16 protein-coding genes and 1 tRNA gene are annotated in these 23,348 nt (G+C 67.1%); 14 read left to right on the top strand and 3 right to left on the bottom strand.

Going from position 1 to position 23,348, the window contains the following annotated elements; all coding sequences use genetic code 11:
* Nucleotides 1-60: 60 nt before the first annotated feature.
* The 4 genes from AC07UW_RS17945 to AC07UW_RS17930 all read left to right on the top strand — a co-directional run bounded on the left by AC07UW_RS17945 (nt 61) and on the right by AC07UW_RS17930 (nt 11,184).
* A tRNA-Arg gene (locus tag AC07UW_RS17945) sits at nt 61-137 on the top strand.
* 45 nt (nt 138-182) lie between these two features.
* Nucleotides 183-647, top strand: coding sequence for a GNAT family N-acetyltransferase (locus tag AC07UW_RS17940; protein WP_495212562.1), 465 nt, complete (start codon nt 183-185; stop codon nt 645-647).
* A gap of 659 nt (nt 648-1,306) precedes the next feature.
* Nucleotides 1,307-7,486, top strand: a complete 6,180-nt coding sequence (locus AC07UW_RS17935) for a CshA/CshB family fibrillar adhesin-related protein (RefSeq protein WP_495212561.1) — start codon at nt 1,307-1,309, stop codon at nt 7,484-7,486.
* Nucleotides 7,483-11,184, top strand: coding sequence for a TonB-dependent receptor (locus AC07UW_RS17930; protein ID WP_495212560.1), 3,702 nt, complete (start codon nt 7,483-7,485; stop codon nt 11,182-11,184). Before AC07UW_RS17935 ends, AC07UW_RS17930 begins: the two co-directional genes overlap by 4 nt.
* A 103-nt stretch (nt 11,185-11,287) precedes the next feature.
* On the opposite strand, the gene AC07UW_RS17925 is transcribed toward AC07UW_RS17930, so the two are convergent.
* Both AC07UW_RS17925 and AC07UW_RS17920 read right to left on the bottom strand, forming a co-directional pair.
* A complete protein-coding gene (locus AC07UW_RS17925) occupies nt 11,288-11,647 on the bottom strand; it encodes a response regulator (protein WP_025874874.1) in 360 nt (119 codons plus the stop codon).
* The gene (locus AC07UW_RS17920) at nt 11,644-12,798 is read right to left on the bottom strand and encodes a two-component system sensor histidine kinase NtrB (protein ID WP_425518190.1); all 1,155 of its coding nucleotides are present in this window, start codon (nt 12,796-12,798) and stop codon (nt 11,644-11,646) included. Before AC07UW_RS17920 ends, AC07UW_RS17925 begins: the two co-directional genes overlap by 4 nt.
* A 151-nt stretch (nt 12,799-12,949) precedes the next feature.
* Here AC07UW_RS17920 and AC07UW_RS17915 point away from each other — a divergent pair, with 151 nt between their 5' ends.
* The 5 genes from AC07UW_RS17915 (at nt 12,950) to AC07UW_RS17895 (ending at nt 19,091) form a co-directional block, all read left to right on the top strand.
* Nucleotides 12,950-16,048 (top strand): response regulator, encoded by a 3,099-nt coding sequence (locus AC07UW_RS17915; RefSeq protein ID WP_223494967.1) that lies wholly within the window; start codon nt 12,950-12,952, stop codon nt 16,046-16,048.
* Entirely contained in the window at nt 16,045-16,869 is an 825-nt protein-coding gene (locus AC07UW_RS17910; RefSeq protein ID WP_032951761.1) for a CheR family methyltransferase, read from the top strand. The genes AC07UW_RS17915 and AC07UW_RS17910 overlap by 4 nt, the downstream gene beginning before the upstream one ends.
* Nucleotides 16,869-17,444, top strand: coding sequence for a chemotaxis protein CheB (locus AC07UW_RS17905; RefSeq protein ID WP_025874869.1), 576 nt, complete (start codon nt 16,869-16,871; stop codon nt 17,442-17,444). Before AC07UW_RS17910 ends, AC07UW_RS17905 begins: the two co-directional genes overlap by 1 nt.
* Nucleotides 17,441-18,580: a hybrid sensor histidine kinase/response regulator gene (locus AC07UW_RS17900; RefSeq protein WP_025874868.1), complete on the top strand. Its 1,140-nt coding sequence runs from the start codon at nt 17,441-17,443 to the stop codon at nt 18,578-18,580. Before AC07UW_RS17905 ends, AC07UW_RS17900 begins: the two co-directional genes overlap by 4 nt.
* A gap of 82 nt (nt 18,581-18,662) precedes the next feature.
* A complete protein-coding gene (locus AC07UW_RS17895; protein ID WP_223494968.1) occupies nt 18,663-19,091 on the top strand; it encodes a BLUF domain-containing protein in 429 nt (142 codons plus the stop codon).
* A 3-nt stretch (nt 19,092-19,094) separates the two neighbouring features.
* Here AC07UW_RS17895 and AC07UW_RS17890 read toward each other — a convergent pair whose 3' ends face one another.
* The gene (locus AC07UW_RS17890) at nt 19,095-19,382 is read right to left on the bottom strand and encodes an ArsR/SmtB family transcription factor (RefSeq protein ID WP_223497244.1); all 288 of its coding nucleotides are present in this window, start codon (nt 19,380-19,382) and stop codon (nt 19,095-19,097) included.
* A 117-nt stretch (nt 19,383-19,499) separates the two neighbouring features.
* Between AC07UW_RS17890 and AC07UW_RS17885 the strand changes: the two genes are divergently transcribed.
* The 5 genes from AC07UW_RS17885 (at nt 19,500) to AC07UW_RS17865 (ending at nt 23,243) form a co-directional block, all read left to right on the top strand.
* Nucleotides 19,500-19,937: a YeeE/YedE family protein gene (locus tag AC07UW_RS17885; RefSeq protein WP_495212559.1), complete on the top strand. Its 438-nt coding sequence runs from the start codon at nt 19,500-19,502 to the stop codon at nt 19,935-19,937.
* Nucleotides 19,934-20,347: a DUF6691 family protein gene (locus AC07UW_RS17880; RefSeq protein WP_223494971.1), complete on the top strand. Its 414-nt coding sequence runs from the start codon at nt 19,934-19,936 to the stop codon at nt 20,345-20,347. Before AC07UW_RS17885 ends, AC07UW_RS17880 begins: the two co-directional genes overlap by 4 nt.
* 63 nt (nt 20,348-20,410) lie before the next feature.
* Nucleotides 20,411-21,463, top strand: coding sequence for a linear amide C-N hydrolase (locus tag AC07UW_RS17875; protein WP_223494972.1), 1,053 nt, complete (start codon nt 20,411-20,413; stop codon nt 21,461-21,463).
* 42 nt (nt 21,464-21,505) lie between these two features.
* The gene (locus AC07UW_RS17870; RefSeq protein WP_495212558.1) at nt 21,506-22,225 is read left to right on the top strand and encodes a helix-turn-helix domain-containing protein; all 720 of its coding nucleotides are present in this window, start codon (nt 21,506-21,508) and stop codon (nt 22,223-22,225) included.
* 67 nt (nt 22,226-22,292) lie between these two features.
* Nucleotides 22,293-23,243: a DMT family transporter gene (locus AC07UW_RS17865; RefSeq protein ID WP_309909018.1), complete on the top strand. Its 951-nt coding sequence runs from the start codon at nt 22,293-22,295 to the stop codon at nt 23,241-23,243.
* Nucleotides 23,244-23,348: the final 105 nt, after the last annotated feature.

Below are 23,348 nucleotides of genomic sequence, written 5' to 3'. Positions count from 1 at the left end.
GGCGTGGCAGATGAAAGCTTGGAGGGCAGGGCGCCTTGCCTGTAAACTTGGCGGCTGCATGGCCCCGTAGCTCAGCTGGATAGAGCGTCCCCCTCCTAAGGGGAAGGTCGCCCGTTCGAATCGGGCCGGGGTCACCATCCACGTCGGGCGCATCGACGCGCGCCCGCAACAGCGCCGGCGCCATGGATTACGTCCTGCAGCCTGTCCAGCCTTCGCACTTTGCCGTTGTTGCCGGCTGGCTCGACTCACCTGAGGCGACCCTGCGCTGGGCAGGTCCCGGCGTTCCCTTCCCCTTGCCTGCCGAAGCCTTCGCCGCTGCATTGGCGTTGCCTTCGCGTCCAGGCTGGACACTGCAGGATGCCGACGGCACCTGCCTGGGCTTCGGCCAGTATTGGCAGACAACACCCGGCAGCATGCACCTCGGGCGCATCATCGTGTCGCCGCAGGCACGCGGCCGTGGTCTTGGCCGGGTGTTGATGACGGCGCTGTGCGCCGAAGCCGTTCGCCGCACCGCTGCGATGCAGCTGACGTTGAAGGTCTATAGGGACAATCAGGCGGCCGTGGCGCTGTACCGCGACCTCGGCTTCGTCGCCAGCGAAGACGCCTCCACGCCGGAGCTGCTGTTCATGGCCTGCCGTACAACCTGAGCGGGAAAGGGCAGGGCTCTGCACTCCCGCTGCACATCCTGTGCACGCGCTGCTGCAAGCGGACTCGGCAGTCTGGTGCCGTCCCCATCGGTTGCCTAGGAGCGCCCCCATGAATACCCCCGGCACCCCCAAGCCTTCCTGGCGCCAGCGCAACGTGCTGTTGACCGTCGCCGCCGTGCTGCTGGTGATCGTGCTGATCCTGCTCTTCGTGCCCTGGTAGAAGCTTGGCTGCCGCCAAGCGCGGCGCGATCACCCTTCCACTTCAGCTCCCGCCGGTAGCCCATGGCCCGGCGGTTTTTCTGTGCGCGCCCCCGCCGGACGCGTCGCTCCGGCTCCGAAAATGCGTGACGAATTGCCGGAAAGGGCGGTCCGCCTGCCGGATCCGTGCACGAGGCACGGGAGGGCGGTTGCTACAACTGTGTTCGTGGGGCCGGCGCCAGATTTGGCAAGCTTAAACGTGACCTGCATCACACAATTGTTCGTATTGTGTTATCTTCGTCACAGTTTTGCGAACCTGACCAACAGGGTCCAGGGACGGTTGTAGTCGCCACGGAACCGGCAGACACGCATTCGTACGCGTCTCCGGGTCCGGCAGAACCCTCCCCGGTACCCACTGAACAGCGGCTCCCCTGTGGGGCTGATGACGGGGAAAAACCAACATGTGGCAGTCGACGACGTCGCGCATCAGCGCGGGCGGTGAATCCGTTCATCCTGAAAAAAGTGCACATCCCGGCCGGACCGGGCGATGGCTGGCCGCCGGTCTGCTGTTGCTGCTGCTGTCGGTGGTGCTGCCATCGTCGGCCTGGGCTGCGGCCTACGCGACCGGCGGCACCAGCCCGTACCGCAACACGGTGCTGTGGCTGACCTGGGGGGGCGGCACGGACCTGGGCACTGCCGGGGTCACGCTCAACAATGGTGATACCTCGTCGATCTCGATGCCGGTGGCCGCGGGCATCAACCTCAGTGTCAGCTGCAGTCTGGCCAACATCAGTGGCGGCGGACTCCTGCAGAGCTATCGCCCGGGCAACTTCAGCGGCGACAGCCTGGACGACCTGTACAACGTCGGTGGCACTGGCGGCGCGAATCGGCTGATCGCGGGCATCTCGCGCAGCACGGGCACCTCCTCGTTCGAAATCAACTGCGTCTCGACCCTGGGCGGCGCGCCGTATCGCCTGCGCGGCGTGGTGATGGCCGACGCCGAGTCGATCAACAACAGCGGCGAGTTCGTCGAAGCCAGTGCACTGGGCACCTGGAACGTGGTGGAGATGCGCAAGAACCTCAGCGCAGGTGCCTACAACGTGACCAAGTCCAGCAGCGGCGGCAACAGCGTGATCCGCTTCGGGCCGGGCAACGACAACAACACCGCTGCGGTCACCTTCCTCAATTTCGACAACGCCGCGCACGCGCCGGGCAACCTCGCGGTGAACATGGGCTTCTCGATGCGCGGTGGCGGCACCACCGCCATCGCCATCGGCCTGCTGGTGCCGTACGCCGACTTCGGTGATGCGCCGCAGAGCTATGGCGACGCCATGCATGTGGTGGACGATCTGCAGTTCCGCCCGGATGGCCTGCCGGTCAACGCCACCCCCACCAACATCAACACCGCAGGCTATACGCCGGGTGGCCTGGCACCGCCGCTGACCGATTTCCTCGGCACGATGGGCCCGGATACCGAGCAGAAGAGCAGCTACAGCGCCGATGCGAAGGGCGACGACAACTTCCCTTCGGGCAATCCCAACGAAGAGAACGCCTGGCCGGCGAGCTACGTGCTGACGGTGATGCAGGCCGGTACCCAGATCAGCCAACCGGTGGCATGCGTGGGCAGCGGCAGCGTGGCCGGCTGGATCGACTTCAACCGCAACGGCACATTCGACCCGGGCGAGCGCAGCAACATCGCTGCATGCAGTGGTGGCGGGGCCAACCTGAGCTGGACCGTTCCCGCGCAGGTAAGCGCAGGTAGCAGTTACGTGCGCCTGCGCTATGCGACCAACGCGGCGCAGATCCAGCAGCCGACCGGCGTGGCCGACGACGGCGAAGTGGAAGACCACCTGATCACCATCACCGCACCCGCGCTGAAGGTGGTGAAGAGCAACAATGCCACCGGCGGCATCTGGAGCTACGGCCAGACCGGCACCCAGTACACGCTGACGATCAGCAACACCACCAACGTGCCGACCGGCAATCCGCCGAACGTGCCGGCGGGTGTCATCACTGTGCGCGACCAGTTGCCGGCAGGGATCGTGCCGAACTGGACCGGAACCCTCAGCAGTGGCACCTGGAGCTGTACGGCGAGCGGCCAGGCGGTGAGCTGCACCAGCAGCCAGGTGCTGTCGGCAGCCGGCACCGCCGGTGACAGCAGCAGCTTCACCCTGCCGGTGACCGTGTCCGCATCGGCAAGCGGCCTGTTGCGCAACCACGCCAGCGTCGGCGGTGGCTACGATCCGTTCAATGGTGGCAATCCGCCCGCACCGGGCGAGGCCTGCACCGATGCCAACCACTGCACCCGCAGCGATGTGACCGTTCCGGTTACACGGGTGAGCTACGCGAAACGCTCCAACACCACCGGTCCGGTGGCGGTGGGGGCGACGGTGAGCTACACCGTGGATGTCACCATTGCCGACGGCAACAGCCGCGACGTGTTGACCCTGACCGATACCCTCGGCACCGGTCTGGATTTCGCCAGCGTGACCAACGCCGGCGCCTTTACCTGCAATGCGGCCAATCCGCTGGTGTGCACGCTGCCAGCGGGCACCGTACCGGGTACCTACAGCCTGACCTATGCGGTCACCGTCAACGCGCAGGCCAGTGGCCAGGTGGTCAACACGGTGGTGGGTACCGGTACCGACACTCCCACCTGCAGCAGCAACTGCACCACCACCACGCCGGTGGCGGCGCCGCGCGTCTCGGTATCCAAGGCCAGCGCTACGGCCGGCCCGGTCGCGGTGGGCGACAGCGTTGCCTACACGGTGAGCGTGGTCGTGGCCGATGCGCGCACCACCGCTGCCGTCACATTGACCGATACCCTGGGCACTGGCCTGGACTTCGGCGGCATGACCAATGCCGGCGGCTTCATCTGCGTGCCCGGCAATCCGCTGGTGTGCACGCTGCCCGCCGGCACCGTGCCCGGCAGCTACGCGTTCTCTTATACCGGCATCGTCAACGCACAGGCGGTTGGCCAGGTGCGCAATGCCGTAGTGCCGAGCGGTCCGGAAAATCCGTCGTGCGTCGGCAGCTGTGATACCACTACGCCACTGGCCAGCCCGCAGGTGAGCTACGCCAAGCTGGCCTCCACCGGTGGACCGGTACGGGTGGGCGACAGCATCGGCTACACGCTCAGCGTGACCGTTGCGCGTTCGCGCACCACCGATGTGGTCACCCTGACCGATACGCTGGGCAGCGGCCTGGACTTCAGTAGCGTGACCAGCGCGGGCATCTTCACCTGCAATGCCGCCAATCCGCTGGTGTGCACGCTGCCTGCAGGGACGGTGCCGGGCACCTACAGCCTGAGCTACTCCGCCACGGTCAATGCGCAGGCCAGTGGCACGGTACGCAATGCCGTGCTCGGCACCGGCACTGACACGCCCTCGTGCACGACCAACTGCGATACCACCACGCCGGTGGCGACGCCGGGCGTGAGCTATGCCAAGTCGGTGAGCAGCACCGGCCCCGTGTCGGTGGGTGACAGCCTGACGTACACCTTGACCACGGTGGTGACCAACTCGCGCACCACCGATGTGGTGACGCTGACCGATACGCTGGGCAGCGGCCTGGATTTCGGCAGCGTGACCAGTGCCGGCGCCTACACCTGCAACGCGGCCAACCCGCTGGTGTGCACGTTGCCGGCCGGCACTGCGCCAGGCAGCTACAGCCTGTCGTACACCGCAGTGGTCAATGCCCAGGCCACCGGCCAGGTGACCAACGCGGTGCTCGGCAGCGGTGGCGACAACCCGAGCTGCACCGTCAACTGCGATACCACCACCCCGGTGGCTGGCAGCCAGATCGACTATCGCAAGACCTCGGCCGCGGCCGGTGCGGTCAAGGTGGGTGACAGCATCGCCTACACCCTGACCGCTGTGGTCAGCCGCTCGCGCACGACCGCTGTATTCACCCTGACCGACACCCTGGGGCAGGGCCTGGACTTCGGTTCAGTCACCGCCACCACCGGCTTCACCTGCAATGCCGGCAACCCGCTGGTGTGCACGTTGCCGGCCGCCACCGCACCTGGCACCTACACGGTGAACTACACCGCGACGGTGAACGCGCAGGCCAAGGGCAGCGTCAGCAATGCCGTGCTTGGCAGCGGCACCGGTACCAACACCTGTGCCACCGACTGCACCACCACCACCCCGGTGCTGGCGGCGACGGTCACCTACCGCAAGTCCTCCAGCACGGCATCGCCGGTCAACATCGGCGACGCGGTGGACTACAGCGTCGAGGTAGTGGTCGCCAACTCGCAGACCACCGATGTGCTCACCCTGACCGATACCCTGGGCGCAGGCCTGGACCTGCAGTCGGTGACCCAGCCAGGCGCCTTCACCTGCAATGCCAGCAATCCGCTGGTATGCACGCTGCCGGCAGGTACCGCACCCGGCACCTACACGCTGGGCTATCGCGCACAGGTCAACGCGCAGGCCAGTGGCAGCGTCCGCAACGCGGTGCTGGGCAGTGGCGGCGATACCCCCAGCTGCTCGGGAACCTGCAGCACCGAGCACGTGCTGGCCGAGCCGCGCGTGGTGCTGGAAAAACTGTCCGGCCCTGCAAGTGGCAGTGAAGTGCGTCCGGGTGACCGGTTGCGCTACACCCTGCGGGCCACGGTCGAGCGCGCTTCGCTGCGCCAGCCGTTGCAGCTGCTGGATACGCCCGATGCGGGCCTGAGCGTGGACACGCTGCCGGCAGGCTGCGTGCAGCAGGGCACCGACATCGTCTGCACGCTGCCGACCGGTACGCCGGTGGGGCAGCATGAATTCGTCTACCAGGCCATCGTCAACCAGGAGGCGCGCACGGAGGTGCTCAATCGCCTGCGCGGCCAGTATCCGGATGGATCGCCACCGCCGGAGTGCACCACCTGCGAAACGCGGCACAAGGTGATCTCGGACTTCGCGCTGCGCATCACCAAGACCGCCAACCCGCGGCTGGTGAAGATCGGCGACCTGGTGCGCTACCAGCTGGTGGTCGAGAACGTCGGCAGCAGCCACTGGCGCGACGGTGTGGTGGTCGATACGCCGCCGCCGGGCTTCAGCTATGTGGACGGCTCGATGCGCGTGGCCGACGACGACGGCGCGTTCTCGCTGGGCGGCAGCCAGACCCCGCTGCGCATCGGCGCGGTCGACATTGCCGTGGGCCGCAGTGCCACCATCACCTACCTGTTGCGTGTGGGTGCGGGCGTGCGCGCCGGCAATCACATCAACCAGGCCGTGGCCACCGCTGACGATGGCACGCCGCTGTCGAACGTGGCGACCGCTGAAGTACGCATGGATGCCGACCCGCTGCTGGAAGACAGCCTGGTGTTCGGCACCGTGTTCGATGACCGCGACGGCGACGGCTGGCAGGACAGTGCAGAACTGACCGGGGTTCGCGTGCAGGGCGGTTTCGCGCCTGCCGCGTACGTGCCGGGTTCGACAACGCTGGATCGTGGCGATGGACCGCAGTCGTTGGCCGATGCCAGCGCGCCCCTGCTGCATGGCGTGCAGGTGGGCGTGGTACACGGCCTGGCGTCTACGTCGGACACGGTCGAGAGCCACCAGGTGGTGATCCGCCAGCGCCTGCGCGAACTGTCATTCACCGATGATTTCGTGCTGGAAAGCGCCCAGGGCCATCGCCTGCAGCTGGATGCGCAGGGTGTGGCAACCGTGCAGCGCAGTGGCGAGGCGGCCAAGGGCCTGACCGCTGCCGAGCCGGCCGTGCATCGCGAGATCTCACGGGTGGCCGAGGGCTATGAGGTGGCCTACGTGATCCGCAACAGTGGCATCCAGGAGCAGGGTATTCCCGGCGTGCGCCTGGCCACCGTGGAGGGCCTGCTGATCGAAACCGATCCGTTCGGTCGTTACCACCTGGCCGATGTGCACGGTGGCGATGCGCGGTTGGGCCGCAACTTCATCGTCAAGCTGGACCCGGCAACGGTACCGGCGGGTTCCGGACTGACCACCGAGAATCCGTTGCTGCGGCGGGTTACCCAGGGCGTGCCGACCCGCTTCAGCTTCGGCGTGCGCCTGCCGCCGTCGCCGCAGGCGTCCGCCGAGCGCGCCGAACTGGCGTTGGGCGAAGTGTTGTTCGCCCCGGGCAGCAGCGAGCTGCGTGCCAGCTATCGTCCGGTGCTGGCGAAGATGGCCGAGGTGGTCGATCGCTACCAGGGCGGTGACGTGGTGATTGCCGCCAACGGCGAAAGCCAGGCATTGGCCTTCGCCCGTGCGGTGGCCGTTCGTGATGCGCTTCAGGCCGAAGTGGCTGAAGGTTCGCGCGCTGGCCTGACGGTGCAGCTGCGTACCGACGTGCGCGATCCGCACTCGCTGGTCGCTGGCGTAGATGCCGGCGGCGCCCTGCTGGGCAACGTGCTGTTCGACACCGACAAGGCGGTGATCCGCGAGGAGTTCAAGCCGCTGCTGGCTGCCATCGCCGCGCGCCTGGAGCAGATGGGGGGAGGCCAGGTCAGCCTGGTCGGCCATACCGATGTGCGTGGCAGCCACGCCTACAACCAGGCGTTGGGCCTGCGCCGTGCCAATGCCGTGTTCGAAGCGCTGCGCGTGCAGCTCAGCCCCGCCGTGCAGCAACGCCTGCGCGTGCGCAACGAGGAGACCGCCGCCACCCGCGCGGCGGCCCACCAACAGGAGGCCCGCCGATGAGCGCCCATCACTCTGTCGTCCGGCGTCCCGCCCGCCTGCACCGCGCTGCGCTGTACCAGGCACTGCTGCTGGGTCTGGCAGCAACCGCGCAGGCCGCGCCGCCGCCGGCCAAGGACGCGTCCATCGATGGCGCGCCCATCCACTGCGAGGCCAACCAGTGCAGCGCCGAGGGCGACCTGCTGTTCACCCTGCGCTCGCGCAGCTTCGATGAGCCGGTGACCGAAGGCACGTCGACGCGCTCGTCATCGCAGGTACTGCAGCCGGACCGGCGCGTAAGCGTGGCGCTGGACGAGCCGGGCAAGGCGACCGTCCGCGGTGAATTCATGATCCGCCTGCCGGAAGGCGGCGCGATCTGGACCACCGAAGACCCTGCGATGGGCCAGCCCGAGCTGTCGATCTCGGCGCCGGGCATGGTGGCGTTCGACCAGGGCCGCATCGTGCGTCCGGTCGAATTCTTCGTACGTGGCAACTACACCGCGTTCATCAAACGTCTGGAGGTCAGCATCTATCGCGGCAGCGACAGTGACCGGGTCGCGCCATTGGCGACCTTTGAACTGCCTGTGGCTGCAGTCGGGCAGGGCAGTTGGGACGGTACGCTGCCGGCGTCCACGCCGCTGCGTCGTGGCGACCGCCTGGTCTATGTGCTGCGCGCGTACGATGCCGAAGGCAATGTCGATGAGACCTCGGCGCAGTCCATGCAGCTGGTGACGCTGGCCGAAGTGGAGCGTGGCAACCAGCAGCTGCGTGACGCCCTGGAAGATCGCCGCGGTACTGCCGTCGATGCCAACCAGGCCGCCGCGTTGTCGCTGCTGGAGCAGGTGTTCGACAGCAACGGTCTTCGCCAGCAGAACATCCCGGTGTACGGCTCGCGCGTGCGCCTGCGGGGCCGCGACCTGCCGCTTGGCGCGGCACTGAAGATCAATGGCGAAAGCTACCCGCTGGACCAGGACCGCAAATTCGCCGCCGAGTACCTGATGCCGATCGGTCACCACGTGTTCGACGTGCGGGTCGAGCGGCCCGACGCGCCGGCGATCGCACGCACGCTGGAGGTGGATGTCAGCGGCAGCTATCTGTTCGGTGTGGGCCTGGCCGATGTCACGGTGTACCAGAACAAGGCCAGTGGTGCGGGCCGCGATGTCGCTCGTGGCGAGCGCGATGACGATGTGCTCAGCGATGGGCGGCTGGCGTTCTATCTGAAGGCCAAGACCCGTGGCCGCTACCTGCTGACGGCGCAGGCCGATACCCAGAACCGGCCGCTGGACGAACTGTTCACCGGTTTCACCACGGCCGATCCGCAGGACCTGTTCCGCAGCCTGGACCCGGACCTGTATTACCCCACCTATGGCGACGATTCGCTGACCCAACGCGACGTCGACAGCATGGGCCGCTTCTACCTGCGCATGGACTGGGACAAGAACCAGGCGCTGTGGGGCAACTACAACACCGGGCTGAGCGGCACCGAATACGCCCAGTACGTGCGATCGCTGTACGGTGCGGCGCTGTCGTGGCGCTCACGCGGCGCCAATGCCTGGGGCGATGCGCAGACCGAACTGCGCCTGTTCGGATCGCAGGCCGAGACCGCGCCGGGCCACAGCGAGTTCATCGGCACCGGCGGCAGCCTGTATTACCTGCGCCACGCCAGCATCCTGCGCGGCTCGGACCAGGTGGTGCTGGAGATCCGTGACCGCACCACCGGCCGTGTCGAACAGCGGGTGTCGCTGGTGCGCGGTGCCGATTACGAGATCGACGCGTTGCAGGGGCGCATCCTGCTGACCCGGCCGCTGGCCCAGGTCAGCCGCGAGAACCTGCGCCGGATCAGCCGCGACGTGCCGCTGGACGGCTACGAGCAGCGCCTGATCGTCGATTACGAATGGGTACCGACCGGCTTCGACAATGACGACATCACCGCTGGTGTGCGTGGCAAGCACTGGTTCGGTGATCACGTGGCGGTGGGCGCCACCTATGTGGACGAACAGCGCGCTGGGCAGGACTATTCGCTGCGCGGTGCGGACCTGACCCTGCAGGCCGGGCGTGGTACCTACCTGAAGGTCGAGCACAGCCGCAGCGAGGCGACCAGTGCGCCGGTGTTCTTCTCCGACAACGGTGGCCTGAGCTTCACCCGCCTCAACCCCGAGGGGCCGCGCGAAGGCGAGGCGACCGCGGTGGAGGCACGGGTGAACCTGCGCGAGCTGGGCTGGACCCAGCGCGACTGGAGTGCCGGCGCCTGGTGGCGGCAGGTCGAGGGAGGCTATTCGGTGGGCCGCTTCGACACCGGCCAGCGCGTGCGCGAACAGGGCGCCGAACTGCTGGGCTACGTGACCGACGATTTCAGCCTGTATGCGCGTTACAGCGAAGCACGGCGTGGCAATGAATCGTTGATCCAGGCCCAGGCCACCGCCGAATGGCGGATTGGTGAAAACGACCGCGTGTCAGCCGAGCTGCGCCGGGTGCAGGAGGACCGCGGCATCGGCAGCAATGCCGGTGTGCTGGCGGCAGCGCGCTACACCCATCGCATCGGCACCGCGCTGGACATTTATGGTGGCGGCCAGCTGACCGTCGATGACGATCATGGCCGCTACGCGGACAATGATGCGGTGGTCGCCGGTGGTACCTACACCTTCGCCAACCTGTCCACGGTTGGTGCCGAGGTCAGTGATGGTGATCGGGGCAGTGCCGCGCAGGTCAATGCCGAGTACAAGCTGACCCCGCAGCACAGCTTCTATGGTGCGTTCACCCAGTCCACAGACCGCAGTGAATACGACCCGCTGTTCAGCCCCAATGCGCAGGATGGCTGGACGCTGGGCCAGCGCTGGCGGTTGTCCGACCAGGTCAACGTGTTCAACGAGAGCCAGTTCCTGAAATCCGGCCAGGAATCCGGCCTGGCCAACACCTTCGGCATGGATTTCTATCCGGCGGTGGGCTGGAATGCGGGATTCACCCTCAGCGACGGCAAGCTGGATGCGAGCACTGGCCAGGTCGACCGCAAGGCCGTCAGCCTGTCCGGCGGCCGTACGTCGCCGGGTACCGACTGGCAGAGCAAGCTGGAGTGGCGTCGCGACACCGGTGCCGAGCGCCGCACGCAATGGGTCAGCACCAACCGCCTCAGCCATCGTCTCAATGACAGCTGGCGGATCGCCGCGCGGTTCAACTACGCCGACACCGACGATGCGATCAACCCGGTGGCCGGCGCCCGCTTCATCGAGGGCAATCTCGGCTTTGCCTACCGCCCCTGGGACAATGACCGCTGGGCGCTGTTCGGCCGCTACAGCTATCTGTACGACCTGTCGACGATGGGCCAGGTCAACGGCGTGGACTACGACCAGCGTACCCAGGTGTTGTCACTGGAAGGCGTGTACCGCATCGACCAGCGCTGGGAAGTGGCGGCCAAGCTGGCCCGACGCGAAGGCGAGGTCCGCTATGGCCGGGGCACCGGTCCGTGGTTCGATTCAGCCACGAACTTCGGCGCCGCGCAGCTGCGCTATGACCTGTACTACCAATGGCATGGCCTGCTGGAGTACCGCCTGTTGGACGTGCGTGATGGCGGTCGCCGGCAGGGTTGGCTGGCCGGCGTGGACCGCGACGTCGGCCGCAACTTCCGGGTTGGCGTGGGCTACAACTTCACCGACTTCAGTGACGACCTGACCAAGTTCGACTACACCCACCGCGGGTGGTACCTGAACCTGGTGGGTCGCTATTGAGGTGCCGGTGACCGAGGACCGGGCAACGCCAGGCCACGCCTGGCGGGCCCGCGACGGTCGCTACCCAGTAGTGCCAGGCCACGCCTGGCAGGGCAGCAACGGCTCAGGCCTGCCTGAGCAGCTCCACCAGCTGCCGCAGGCGGTAAGGCTTGGGCAGGAATTCCACCTGCTCGGGCAGCGGCGGCAACTGCGAGCGTGCGTAGCCGGAAGAAAGGATCATCCGCGCCTGCGGCTGGTCGCGCGCAACATGCTCGCTCAGCTCGATGCCCGACATGCCATTGGGCATGCTGATGTCACTGAACACCACATCGAAACGCGTATCGCCCTGCAGCAGCGCGACCGCTTCCTGCGCATCGGCCGTGGTAGCCACGTCGATGCCGAAGTCGCGCAGGGCCAGGCCGATCATTTCGCGCAGATCGGTCTGGTCCTCCACCATCAGTACGCGGATCGGATCATCGGTCATGGGTTGGGTTCCTCTGTGGCGGGTAGCAGCAGGCTGACCGTGGTGCCAACACCGGGCGTGGTGGACACGTCTACGAAGCCGCCGCTCTGGGTGGTGAATCCGAACACCTGGCTCAGGCCCAGGCCGCTGCCCTTGCCGATGTCCTTGGTGGTGAAGAAAGGCTCGGTCGCGCGTTCGGCGATGTCCGGGGCCATGCCGTGGCCCTCATCGCAGACGCTCAACGTCACATAGGTCCGTTGCCGGGATGTGTCGGCGTCGGGGTCCATGCGGTGTTCCAGCGCGGTGGCGATCAATACCCGGCCGCCACCCACCGTAGCGTCCGCAGCGTTGCCGACCAGGTTGGCGAGCGCGGTCTGCAGCTGCACGGTATCACTGAGTATGGCAGGCAGGCCCGCAGCCAGCGCGGTTTCCAGAGTGACGCCGGCAGGGCAGGTGGCCTGCAGGGCGGGCAACCAGTCGCGGATCCGCGCATTGATGTCCAGCGTTTCGCGGATCAGGGTCTGCCCGGTGCTGAAGGCCAGCAGCTGCCGGGTCAGCAGTGCGCCACGATCGCTGGCCGCCTGCGCGGTGGTCAGCAGGGTGTTGGCACGCTCGTCATCCCCCATGCGTGCCGACAGCAGGTCCAGCGCATTGACGATGGTGGTCAGCAGGTTGTTGAACTCATGGGCAAGGCCGCGGCTGAGCTGGCCGACCGTCTCGAACTGCTGGGTCTGGCGCAGCGCCCGCTGCGCATCGCGCAACAGCCGTTGCGCCTGCCACTGTTCGGTGATGTCGCGGGTGATCTTGACGAAGCCCACGAGCTCACCGTTCTCGACCACCGACTCGATGACCACGCTGGCACGGAAGGGAGACCCATCTCGGCGCACCCGCCAACCCTCAGCGGCATGGTGCCCGCATTCCGCCGCCAGCCGCAGCAGGCGCTGCGGCTCTCCCGTATCGCGATCAGCGGGCAGGTAGAAGCGGCCGAAGTGGGTGCCGATGACTTCTTCCGACCGGTAGCCCTTGATGCGTTCGGCGCCGGGATTCCAGCTGCAGACGATGCCATCGGGATCGAGCAGGTACAGCGCATGGTCGCGCACGCTGTCGATCAGCAATCGCAGCTGTCGGGAAGGGTCCGTCAACACGGACGGCGTCGAAGCGGCAGCGACCACGATGAAATGCGTATTACCTCTGTCAGGCACGAGAACGTAGGCAGTGGAGTGTGAAGAGGGCGTGCATGCGACGCCTGTGCCATTGGTCGTATGCGGCTGAATGCGACAAGGAGTAACATCAGTCCCCTTTTCCAAACTGGAACCGACCTGCATGCGTCCTGGTGCGACTACGCGTGACCGCTGGATCTGGATGACGTCGGCGGTACTGGTGGCGGCTACGGCCGCGCTGGAACTGGTGGTACCCCTGGGCTATGCCGTGTGGCTGGCCTATTTCATGGCCATCGGCGTCACTGTGTTCCAGCGCAGCGCCCGGGTGCCGTTCGTGGTGGCTGTCAGCGCCTGCGTGCTGCTGGCGGTGGGCTACAACGTGGCGCCGGCCAGCAACAACTCATCCTTCTCGTTCGTCAACCGGTCGATCGGTGGCGCGGCTTTCCTGATGATCGCACTCATAGCCTCGCGCGCCATCCAGGCGCGACGCGAGGCGATGCGTGCGCTGTGGCTGCAGGAGGCGGAGAACGCGGTCGCGCTCAGCCTGCGCGGTGAGCTCGGGCCGGAACAGATCGCCGAAGCGGCGGTGTCGACGCTGGCGACCCAGCTGGGTGCCGATGTCGGTGCGCTCTACCGGCTGGAAGGCGGACGCCTGCAGCTGACCGGTGGGCTGGCGTTGCCGAACGGCATCCCGGCCACGTTGGGCCTGCAGGAAGGGGTGGCAGGGCAGGTGGCCCGCGACCAGCGGGCGCGGCATCTGCAGGGGGATGAAGCGGCGCCGCTGGAGCTGCAGACCAGCCTGGGGCGCGTGCCTGTGCGTGAACGGATCCTTGCCCCGGTCAGCAGCGACGGCGCGATCGTGGGCGTGCTCGAGCTGGGCCGGGCGGCGGTTGGCGAACAGCGGGCGCTGGATGACGAGCTGCTGCTGCGCTGCGCCGAGACCATCGGCATGGCCCTGCGCACCTCGATGCTGCGCGCACAGCTGGTGGTGCTGCTGGAAGAGTCGCAGCGCCAGGGCGAAGAACTGCAGGCACAGCAGGAAGAGCTGCGGGTGGCCAACGAGGAGCTGGAAGAGCAGAGCCGCAGCCTGATGCAGTCGCAGACGCATCTGGAACAGCAGCAGGCCGAGCTGGAGCAGAGCAACGTGCAGCTGGAAGAGCGCACCCACGAGCTGGAGGCGCAGAAGCAGGCGCTGCTGGTCGCGCAGGGGCAGCTGGTGCGCAACAGCAATGAACTGGCGGCCACCTCGCGCTACAAGTCCGAGTTCCTGGCGAACATGTCGCACGAGCTGCGCACCCCGCTGAACAGTTCGCTGATCCTGGCCAAGCTGCTGGCCGACAACAAGGACGGCTCGCTCAGCGACGAGCAGGTCAAGTACGCCCGCGCCATCCTGTCGTCGAACAACGACCTGCTGGCGCTGATCAACGACATCCTGGATCTGTCGCGCATCGAAGCAGGGCACGTCGAACTGGCCGACGAAGTGGTGGTGGTCGACAGCGTGCTGCAGCGACTGCGCGAAACCTTCGAGCCGATGGCGCGGCAGAAGGGCCTGACGCTGCAGATCGAGTCCGATGGCCTGGCCCCCAGCCAGCTGGTGGCCGACAACCAGCGCCTGCAGCAGATCCTGAAGAACCTGCTGGCCAATGCGGTCAAGTTCACCGAGCACGGCAAGGTGAGCCTGCACGTTCGCAGCGGCGGCAATGGCCGGATCCGATTCGAAGTGGCCGACAGCGGCATCGGCATTGCACGCGACCAGCTGCAGCTGATCTTCGAAGCGTTCCGCCAGGCCGATGGCAGCACCCGCCGCCGTTACGGCGGCACTGGCCTGGGCCTGTCGATCTCGCGTGATCTTGCGGTGCGCATGGGCGGTGACATCCAGGTGGACAGCGAGCCGGGCCGCGGCAGCTGCTTCATTCTCGAATTGCCGCTGCAGGGCGCGCCGGCAGCCGAGGCCGCCGCAGGCGCCGCAGCGCCGGTGCCCGTGCAGCCAGTACCCGCCACCCCCGTGGCACCAGCCCCCCTTGCCCAGCGGTCCAGTGCCGCACCGGTGGCAGCGGTGGCCGATGACCGTGGCCGCCGCCACCATGCGGGACGCTTGATCCTGGCCGTGGAGGACGATGCGGTCTTCGCCGAAGCCCTGGTGACGCTGGCGCACGAGCTTGATTTCGACTGCGTGGTGGCCACCACCGCCGAAGAGGCGCTGGCGCTGGCGGCGGACCTGCGTCCCAACGGCATCCTGCTGGACATCGGCCTGCCCGACGTTTCGGGCCTGACCGTGCTTGAACGGCTCAAGCGCAACCCCGACACCCGGCACATTCCGGTGCATGTGGTCTCGGGCATGGACCGCGGCCAGGTGGCACGCGAACTGGGCGCGATCGGCTTTGCGATCAAGCCGACCACGCGCGAGCGCCTGGTGGCTGCCATCGAACAGCTTGAACAGACCAGCCAGCGCGACGTGCGGCGCCTGCTGATCGTGGAGGACGACAACGATCTGCGCCGCAACCTGGAGCTGCTGCTGGGCCGCGATCAGCTGCAGATCGCTGCTGTCGGTACGCTTGCCGCAGCGGTGGAGCAGCTGAGCACGGTCACCTTCGACTGCATGGTGATGGACCTGTCGCTGCCCGACGGCAGTGGCTACGACCTGCTCGAGCACATGGCAGGCAACGATGATGTCGGCTTCCCGCCGGTCATCGTCTACACCGGCCGTGCCCTCAGCCGCGAAGAAGAGCAGCGCCTGCGCCGCTACTCCAAGAGCATCATCATCAAGGGTGCACGCTCGCCCGAGCGCCTGCTCGACGAGGTGACACTGTTCCTGCACAGCGTGGAGGCCAACCTGCCCAGCGACCAGCAGCGCCTGCTGCGCGAAGCGCGCCGCCGCGACACCGTGCTCGATGGACGCACCGTGCTGCTGGCCGAGGACGACGTGCGCAACATCTTCGCGCTGTCCAGCGTGCTGGAGCCGCTGGGGGTGACGCTGGAGATCGCCCGCAATGGACAGGAGGCCGTCGACCGCCTTGCCCAGCGCGAGGTGGACCTGGTGCTGATGGACATCATGATGCCGGAGAAGGATGGCCTGCAGGCGATGCGCGAGATCCGCGCGCAGCGCCACCTGCAGGACCTGCCGATCATCGCGCTGACCGCCAAGGCCATGCCCGATGACCGTGAGCGCTGCCTGCAGGCCGGTGCCAACGACTACATCGCCAAGCCCATCGACGTGGACAAGCTGGTGTCGCTGTGCCGGGTCTGGTGCTCGCGGCAATGAACGAGCAGGCGCTGTTCGACCTGGAGCTGAAGGTGCTGCTGGAGGCGCTGTACCAGCGCTACCACTACGACTTCCGCAGCTATGCGGTGTCCTCGCTGCGCCGTCGCGTCAGCCAGGCCATGCAGCGCTACGAGTGTGAGCGCCTGTCGGACCTGCAGCATCGGCTGCTGCACGAGCCGGAGCTGTTCGCGCAGGCGATGCAGTTCTTCACCGTGCAGGTTTCGGAGATGTTCCGTGACCCGGAGTATTTCCGGCAGATGCGCGAACAGGTGGTACCGGTGTTGCGCACCTACCCCTCGGTGAAGCTGTGGGTGGCCGGCTGCAGTACCGGCGAGGAAGTGTGGTCGCTGGCGATCCTGCTGCACGAGGAAGGTCTGCTTGAGCGCAGCATCGTCTACGCCACCGACATCAACCCCGCTGCACTGGCCACGGCTGAGGCCGGCGCCTACGGCATCGACCGCCTGGCCCAGTTCAGCCGGAACTACCTCGCCGCCGGCGGCACCGCTTCACTGTCGGACTATTACAGCACCGCTTACGACGGCGCGGTCTTCGACCGCCAGCTGCGCCGCAACGTGGTGTTTGCCGACCACAGCCTGGCCACCGACACGGTGTTTTCGGAAGTGCACCTGGTCTCGTGCCGCAACGTACTGATCTATTTCAACCGCGACCTGCAGGATCGCGCGGTAGGACTGTTCCGCGAAGCCCTGGTGCATCGTGGCTTCCTCGGCCTGGGCAGCAAGGAGTCGCTGCAGTTCGGTCGCCATCACGATGCCTTCGAAGCCTGTTCGCGGGAGCACCGCCTGTACCGGAAGGTGGCCTGATGGCGGCGATGTCCCACCCTGACGTGGTGGTGATCGGCGCATCGGCCGGTGGCGTGGCCGCCCTGCAGATCGTGCTGGGTGCGTTGCCGGCCACCCTGCCGGTGCCGGTGCTGGTGGTGCTGCACCTGCCGCGCGACCGTTCCAGCCGCATCGCCGAGGTGCTGGCGCCGTACTGCACGTTGGTCCTGCGCGAAGCGGAGGACAAGCAGCCCCTGCAGGCCGGAACGGTGACGTTCGCGCCGCCGGACTACCACCTGCTGGTGGAGGACACGCAGGCCATCGCATTGTCGATGGACGAACCGGTGCTGTTCTCGCGGCCGGCCATCGATCCGCTGTTCGAATCGGCCGCAGCCGCGTTCGGCACGGGTGTGCTGGCGATCCTGCTGACCGGTGCCAGCAGCGATGGCAGCGATGGCGTGGCCGCCGTGCGCGCCGCTGGCGGCCAGGCCTGGTTGCAATGCCCCGAGGAGGCCGAGGCATCGATGATGCCGGCCTCTGCCCTGCAGCATGCCGGCGCCGACGCCGTGCTGCCCCTTGAACTGATGTGCCGCCGCCTGAAGGAGTTGTTTGCATGAACCTGCTGCCGCCGGACCCTGCCCAGTCGCAGGCGCCGGTCAACCTGCTGATCGTCGACGACGTGCCGCAGAACCTGGTGGCCATGCAGGCGCTGCTGCGCCGCGAGGGCGTCAACCTGTTGCTGGCGGACTCTGGCGCGCAGGCGCTGGAGCTGCTGCTGGAGCATGAGGTAGCGCTGGCGCTGCTGGACGTGCACATGCCGGAGATCGACGGTTTCATGCTGGCCGAGCTGATGCGTGGCTCGCAGCGCAGCCGGGATGTGCCGATCATCTTCCTGACCGCCTCGCCGGATGATCCGCTGCGGGTGTTCAAGGGCTACGAGACCGGCGCGGTGGACTTCCTGCACAAGCCGGTGGCGCCGCAGGTGATCCTCAGCAAGGTCAATGTGTTCATCGAGCTCTACCAGCAGCGGCAGCTGCTGAAGGCGCGCAACGAAGCGCTGGAGCGCGCGTTGAAGCTCAACGAGACCATGGCGGCGGTGCTGACCCACGACCTGCGCACGCCGCTGTCGGCCATCCTGCTGTGTGCCGACAAGCTGTCGCTGGAACTGCCGGACGACAATGCCGGTGCGCAGCAGACACTGAGCTACCTGGAGGCCAGCACGCTGCGGATGGCACGCATGGTCGAGCAGTTGCTGGACTTCTCGCGGATCCGCAGCGGTGGCCTGCGCCTGCAGAGCAGCGTCTGTGACCTGGCCGAGGTGACGCGTGCGGTGCTGGTCGAGGCCGGTGCCGGCCATCGAAGCGATCGGATCGCGCTGGACGTCCGTGGCGATTCGACGCTGCAGGGCGACATGGATCGCCTTGGTCAGATCGTCGCCAACCTGGTCGGCAACGCACTCACCCATGGCGCCGACGCGACGGTGCAGGTGCAGGTCGATGGTGGCGATGCACGGGTGGTCGCGCTGCGCGTACGCAACACCGGCCATGTCGATGAGGCGTTGCTGCCGCGCCTGTTCGAACCCTTCAAGGCCAGCTTCCACCAGAGCAACGGGCTCGGGCTGGGGCTGTACATCGTTGACCAGTTCGTGCGTGCCCATGGTGGCCAGTTGAGCGCGCGCAACGAGGCAGGGCACGTGGTGTTCGAGGCGCTGCTGCCTCGTCGATCCGATTTGCGCAGTCCGGCGGTTTCCTGAATTCTTCAGCTGGCGCGTGAGCGAACTGAGACGGGCTCGTCCGCAACTGCTACCGTGGCACCACTCTTGCAAAGGAAGCTCCATGCCACTGCGTGCCATCGCCTATGTCAGCCAGGCCAAGCCGGATCTGTCTGCCCCACGTCTGCAGACGCTGGTCGAGGATGCCGCGCGCTTCAACAAGATGGCAGGGGTGACGGGGGTGCTGCTGCATGACGGCGAGCGCTTCCTGCAGTACATCGAAGGCCCGCCTGATGGCATCGATTCGGTATACGAGCGCATCCTGCAGGCCGGCAGCCATGTCGACATCGTCGAGCTGGCGCGTGGCCGGCTGGGCCAGCGCCAGTTTCCGTACTGGGCAATGCGCGGGCTGCCGGTCGACGCCGCGCTGCTGCGTCAGCTTTCCGCAGGCGACTGGTCGGGATTCGCCCGCTCGGTGAACGGCGACAGCGTCGTGCTTACGGCGGTGGATCTGTTGGCCGAGGTCGTGCGGCCGGTACTCAGCGCGGGTTGACCGCTAACGCTGCGGGGCGCAGTACGCCGCGTGCAATGCCTGCAGCACCCCCAGCGCCGGACCCTCCAGCAGCCGATAGTGCAGTGTCTGTGCCTGCCGCCGCGTTGCCACCACCTCCAGATTGCGCAGCACGGCCAGATGCTGTGACAGCGCCGATGCGCTCAGGCCAGTCAGGGCCAGCAGTTCCGGCACCGGTGCTTCGCCTTCCACCAGGCGACACAACACGCGCAGTCGCGCCGGGTGTGCCAGCGATTTCAGCAGGGCGGCCGCCTGTGCGGCATGCGTAGCCATCGCGGCACTGTCGGTGGTGATGCTGGGCACGGCTTGACCCGGTAATTCAGGAAAGTCTAATTTAGAGAAATCTAAATTGAAGGGCAAGCCGATGCGCGCGATGCAGAGGGGCAGGGCATGAACCTGCCATGGGCGGCAATTGCAGGCGGCGGCCTGATCGGTGCGTCGGCGGTGCTGCTGCTGGCCACGCTCGGTCGGGTGGCGGGCATCAGCGGTATCGCTGCCGGCGCCGCGGCCGCGCCGCGTGGTGATCGTGGTTGGCGCTGGGCTTTCCTGCTCGGACTGATGTTGGCTGCTGCGGCGGTGCTGAGCTGGCAGGCGGGCACGGGACAACCACCAAGCGCCTTGCTGCGTGACGCACTGCCGGCTTGGCAATTGATCGGTGCCGGTGTGCTGGTGGGCTTCGGTACGCGGCTGGGCAATGGCTGCACCAGCGGCCACGGTGTCTGTGGCCTCTCCCGTGGTTCACGACGATCCCTGGTGGCGGTGCTGGTGCTCATGGCGTGCGCGATGCTCACCACGTTCCTGGTACGCCACGGCGGAGGCCTGGCATGAGCCGCAGCGTCTGGTTCGCAGGCGCGGCCGGTGGCCTGTTCGGTGCCGGCCTCGCGCTTGCCGGCATGACCGACCCGCGTCGCGTGCTCGGTTTCCTCGATGTGGCTGGAGACTTCGATCCCACGCTGGCCTGGGTGCTGGCGTCGGCGCTGCTGGTCAGTGCACTGGGTCAATTCTGGCTGCGGCGGCGGCAGCGGCCATGCTGCGCCGAGCGCTTCCAGCTGCCGACGGCGCAGGCTGTCGACACGCGGTTGCTGCTGGGTGCGGTGCTGTTCGGTATCGGCTGGGGCTGGGTCGGCTATTGCCCGGGGCCCGCGCTGGCCGCGTTTGCGGTGGGCGCGCGCGAAGCCCTGTGGTTCGTGCCAGCAATGGCTGCCGGTTTCTGGCTGCATGATCGCTGGCTGCGCTGAGGCTTCACGTTCGTCTCACCGTTGCGGGGTTCAGATCACCTTTCCCGGGGAACGGAGGACGGTATGGCACGGATGAAATGGAAAGGCAGCGCATTGCTGGCGGCGGCACTGGCGACGGCGGCAACGCCGGCGATGGCCTGCACGCGCGCGGTGTATCTGGGCGACAACGGCGATGTCATCACCGCCCGCTCGATGGATTGGAAAGTGGACGTGGCCACCAATCTCTACGTGTTGCCGCGTGGCATTGCGCGCACCGGAAAGGCGGGACCGGGGTCGATCGCTTGGACTGCACGCTACGGCAGCGTGGTAGCCACCGGCTATGACATTTCCACCACCGATGGCATGAACGAGAAGGGCCTGGTCGCCAATCTGCTGTGGCTGGTGGAGTCGGAATATCCGGCCCAGCGCAGCGGCAAGCCCGGCCTGTCGATCTCGTTGTGGGCGCAGTACGTGCTGGATAATTTCGCGACGGTGGAAGAGGCGGTGACCGCCCTGCAGCGCGAGCCGTATTCGATCGTCACCGACAAGGTGCCTGGCGAGGACCGCCAGGCAACGCTGCACCTGTCGCTGTCCGATGCGACGGGTGACAGCGCGATCGTCGAATACATCGGCGGGCGCCAGGTGATCCACCATGATCGGCGCTACCAGGTGATGACCAATTCGCCGGTCTTCGACCAGCAGCTGGCATTGAACAGCTACTGGCAGCAGATCGGTGGCACGGTGATGCTGCCGGGCACCAACCGTTCGCCCGACCGCTTCGCGCGGGCCTCCTTCTACATCAACGCGATTCCGAAAGCGGAAGATCCGGTGGAGGCGCTGGCCAGTGTGTTCAGCGTGATCCGCAACGTGTCGGTACCGTTCGGCATCACCACGCCGGGCGAGCCCAACATCTCGTCCACCCGCTGGCGCACGGTCGCCGATCACAAGCGGCGCCTGTATTTCTTCGAGTCGGCGCTGACCCCGAATACGTTCTGGGTCGATCTGACCAAGGTCGATTTCGGCGGCAAGGTGCTCAAGCTTGATCTGGGCCGCGACCAACGCAATACGTTTGCCGGGGATGCGCTGCAGCACTTCGTGCCCAGCGCACCGTTTACCTTCCTCGGCGTGGAGGGTTAGCGCAACATTGCGGCCCGGCAGCGGCGCGCGCACACTGGGTGAATGGGCGCCATTTTCCATCTACGGCACTACGGTCAGGCCACCGGCCTGGATCGCCACGACTATGCGCAGTGGGTGCTGCCACTGCTGGGTGAGCTGCAGTTCGAGACGGAGGGCAGGGGCGGCCGTCTTGACCTGCTGCAGGGGGCATTCGTGGCTGCCGGCGAGGCGCACGACCAGATGGCCGATGGTCCCAACGGTTTCGTGATTGTCGACTGCGGGCCGGGTGTGCTCGATGACGCGACCCAGGAGCATCTGTGCCGGCAGCGCTGGCTGCATCTACCTGCGTCACTGCGGCAGCGGCTTGCCCGGGTGCAGGCAGGGCAGCCGGTGCCTGCGCTGTTGCCGGAACTGCTGCGGACCTTCGCGCCTGCCGGTAGCGGTGCGCGCCTGCAGGGCCTGTGCGCTGCGGTCGAGGCGATGCCGGGGCAGGCGTGGTCGGTAGCGCGCATGGCCGCCTTTGTCGGCATCAGCGAAAGCCGCCTGCATGCGGTGTTCCGGCGTGAGTTCGGGCTCAGCCCGCAGGCGTGGCTCAGTGCCAGCCGCCTGCGCTGGGCCAAGCACCAGTTGCGGGTCAGCCCGGCATCGATCAGCGACATCGCTCTGGCCGCAGGGTATTCCGAGCAGAGTGCACTGACCCGTGCGCTGCGCCGCGAATGCGGGCAGACGCCGGCGGCATGGCGGCGAGCCACGCCCGACGCCGCGGAAGCGAACCGCCAGTAGCCTCGGTCAAGACCGGCGGGCAAGGGGCCGCTTACACTGCGCGGCCCGTTCTTGCTGTGAACCTGCAATGCGCAACAATCCGATTGCCCTGGGCATCGCCAATGGCATCGCCGCCGGTGCGCTGTGGGGCGTGGTCTTCCTCGCGCCCGCTGTGTTGAGCACGTTCAATGCCCTGCAGCTTTCCGCCGGCCGCTATCTGGTCTATGGCCTGATCGCCGTGGTCCTGCTGCTGCCGCGCTGGAAGCGGCTGGCGCCGAAGCTCGGTCGCGCCGAGTGGATCGGCCTGTTGTGGCTCAGCCTGGCCGGCAACCTGGTGTACTTCCTGCTGTTGGCCACGGCGGTGCAGTGGGCCGGTGGCGCCGCTGCTTCGCTCATCGTCGGCCTGATTCCGGTGGTGGTCACCCTGGTGGGCGTGCGCGAGCAGGGTGCGGTGCCGTTGAAGCAGCTGCTGCCGGCGCTGGCGCTGTGCGTGCTCGGCGTAGCGATGGTCGGCTGGGAGGCGCTGATGTCCGAGCATCTGGGCACGCCCTGGCGGCAACGCCTGATCGGCCTGCTGTGCGCGTTCGGTGCGTTGTTCTCGTGGGCGCTGTATTCCATCGGCAACAGCCGTTGGCTGTCGCGGCGACCCGACCTTTCCAGCCACGACTGGTCGCTGCTGACCGGCGTCACCACCGGCGGGTTGTCGCTGCTGCTGGTGCCGATGGCGTTCAGTGGACACAACGAGGCGCATACGGCTGCGCAATGGGGTGGGTTCTGGGCCATCAGCGCCGGCGTGGCGGTGGTCGCCTCGATCCTCGGCAATGCGTTCTGGAACCGGGCCAGTCGCCTGCTGCCGCTGACCCTGACCGGGCAGATGATCGTGTTCGAGACCCTGTTCGCGCTGCTGTACGCCTTCGCCTGGCAACGGCGCTGGCCCAGCCTGCTGGAACTGCTGGCGATCGTGCTGCTGGTGGGCGGGGTGCTGTTGTGCGCGCATGCGCATCGCACGCCGCGCGCAATCACCGAACATGTCGGCTGAATCGACGCATTGAGGCCGACGATCACTGTTTTGTCTCATTTGCAACCAAATGCCGGCACGTTGGCCGATGATCGCCGCAAAGAAATATTGCGCCGCAACACTTGA

It is taken from the genome of Stenotrophomonas sp. GW821-FHT02D01 (assembly GCF_059421765.1).
The sequence above is the reverse complement of the archived record's forward strand: the minus strand, read 5'-3'. Positions and strand labels throughout refer to the sequence as shown.

Excerpts from the sequence above, each read along its gene's own strand:
- AC07UW_RS17890 (WP_223497244.1), bottom strand. The coding sequence starts at position 19,382 with ATGGCTACGCATGCCGCACAGGCGGCCGCCCTGCTGAAATCGCTGGCA.
- AC07UW_RS17875 (WP_223494972.1), top strand. The coding sequence starts at position 20,411 with ATGGCACGGATGAAATGGAAAGGCAGCGCATTGCTGGCGGCGGCACTG.
- AC07UW_RS17865 (WP_309909018.1), top strand. The coding sequence starts at position 22,293 with ATGCGCAACAATCCGATTGCCCTGGGCATCGCCAATGGCATCGCCGCC.
- AC07UW_RS17880 (WP_223494971.1), top strand. The coding sequence starts at position 19,934 with ATGAGCCGCAGCGTCTGGTTCGCAGGCGCGGCCGGTGGCCTGTTCGGT.
- AC07UW_RS17925 (WP_025874874.1), bottom strand. The coding sequence starts at position 11,647 with ATGACCGATGATCCGATCCGCGTACTGATGGTGGAGGACCAGACCGAT.
- AC07UW_RS17900 (WP_025874868.1), top strand. The coding sequence starts at position 17,441 with ATGAACCTGCTGCCGCCGGACCCTGCCCAGTCGCAGGCGCCGGTCAAC.
- AC07UW_RS17870 (WP_495212558.1), top strand. The coding sequence starts at position 21,506 with ATGGGCGCCATTTTCCATCTACGGCACTACGGTCAGGCCACCGGCCTG.
- AC07UW_RS17940 (WP_495212562.1), top strand. The coding sequence starts at position 183 with ATGGATTACGTCCTGCAGCCTGTCCAGCCTTCGCACTTTGCCGTTGTT.
- AC07UW_RS17895 (WP_223494968.1), top strand. The coding sequence starts at position 18,663 with ATGCCACTGCGTGCCATCGCCTATGTCAGCCAGGCCAAGCCGGATCTG.
- AC07UW_RS17930 (WP_495212560.1), top strand. The coding sequence starts at position 7,483 with ATGAGCGCCCATCACTCTGTCGTCCGGCGTCCCGCCCGCCTGCACCGC.
- AC07UW_RS17910 (WP_032951761.1), top strand. The coding sequence starts at position 16,045 with ATGAACGAGCAGGCGCTGTTCGACCTGGAGCTGAAGGTGCTGCTGGAG.
- AC07UW_RS17935 (WP_495212561.1), top strand. The coding sequence starts at position 1,307 with ATGTGGCAGTCGACGACGTCGCGCATCAGCGCGGGCGGTGAATCCGTT.
- AC07UW_RS17885 (WP_495212559.1), top strand. The coding sequence starts at position 19,500 with ATGAACCTGCCATGGGCGGCAATTGCAGGCGGCGGCCTGATCGGTGCG.
- AC07UW_RS17915 (WP_223494967.1), top strand. The coding sequence starts at position 12,950 with ATGCGTCCTGGTGCGACTACGCGTGACCGCTGGATCTGGATGACGTCG.
- AC07UW_RS17905 (WP_025874869.1), top strand. The coding sequence starts at position 16,869 with ATGGCGGCGATGTCCCACCCTGACGTGGTGGTGATCGGCGCATCGGCC.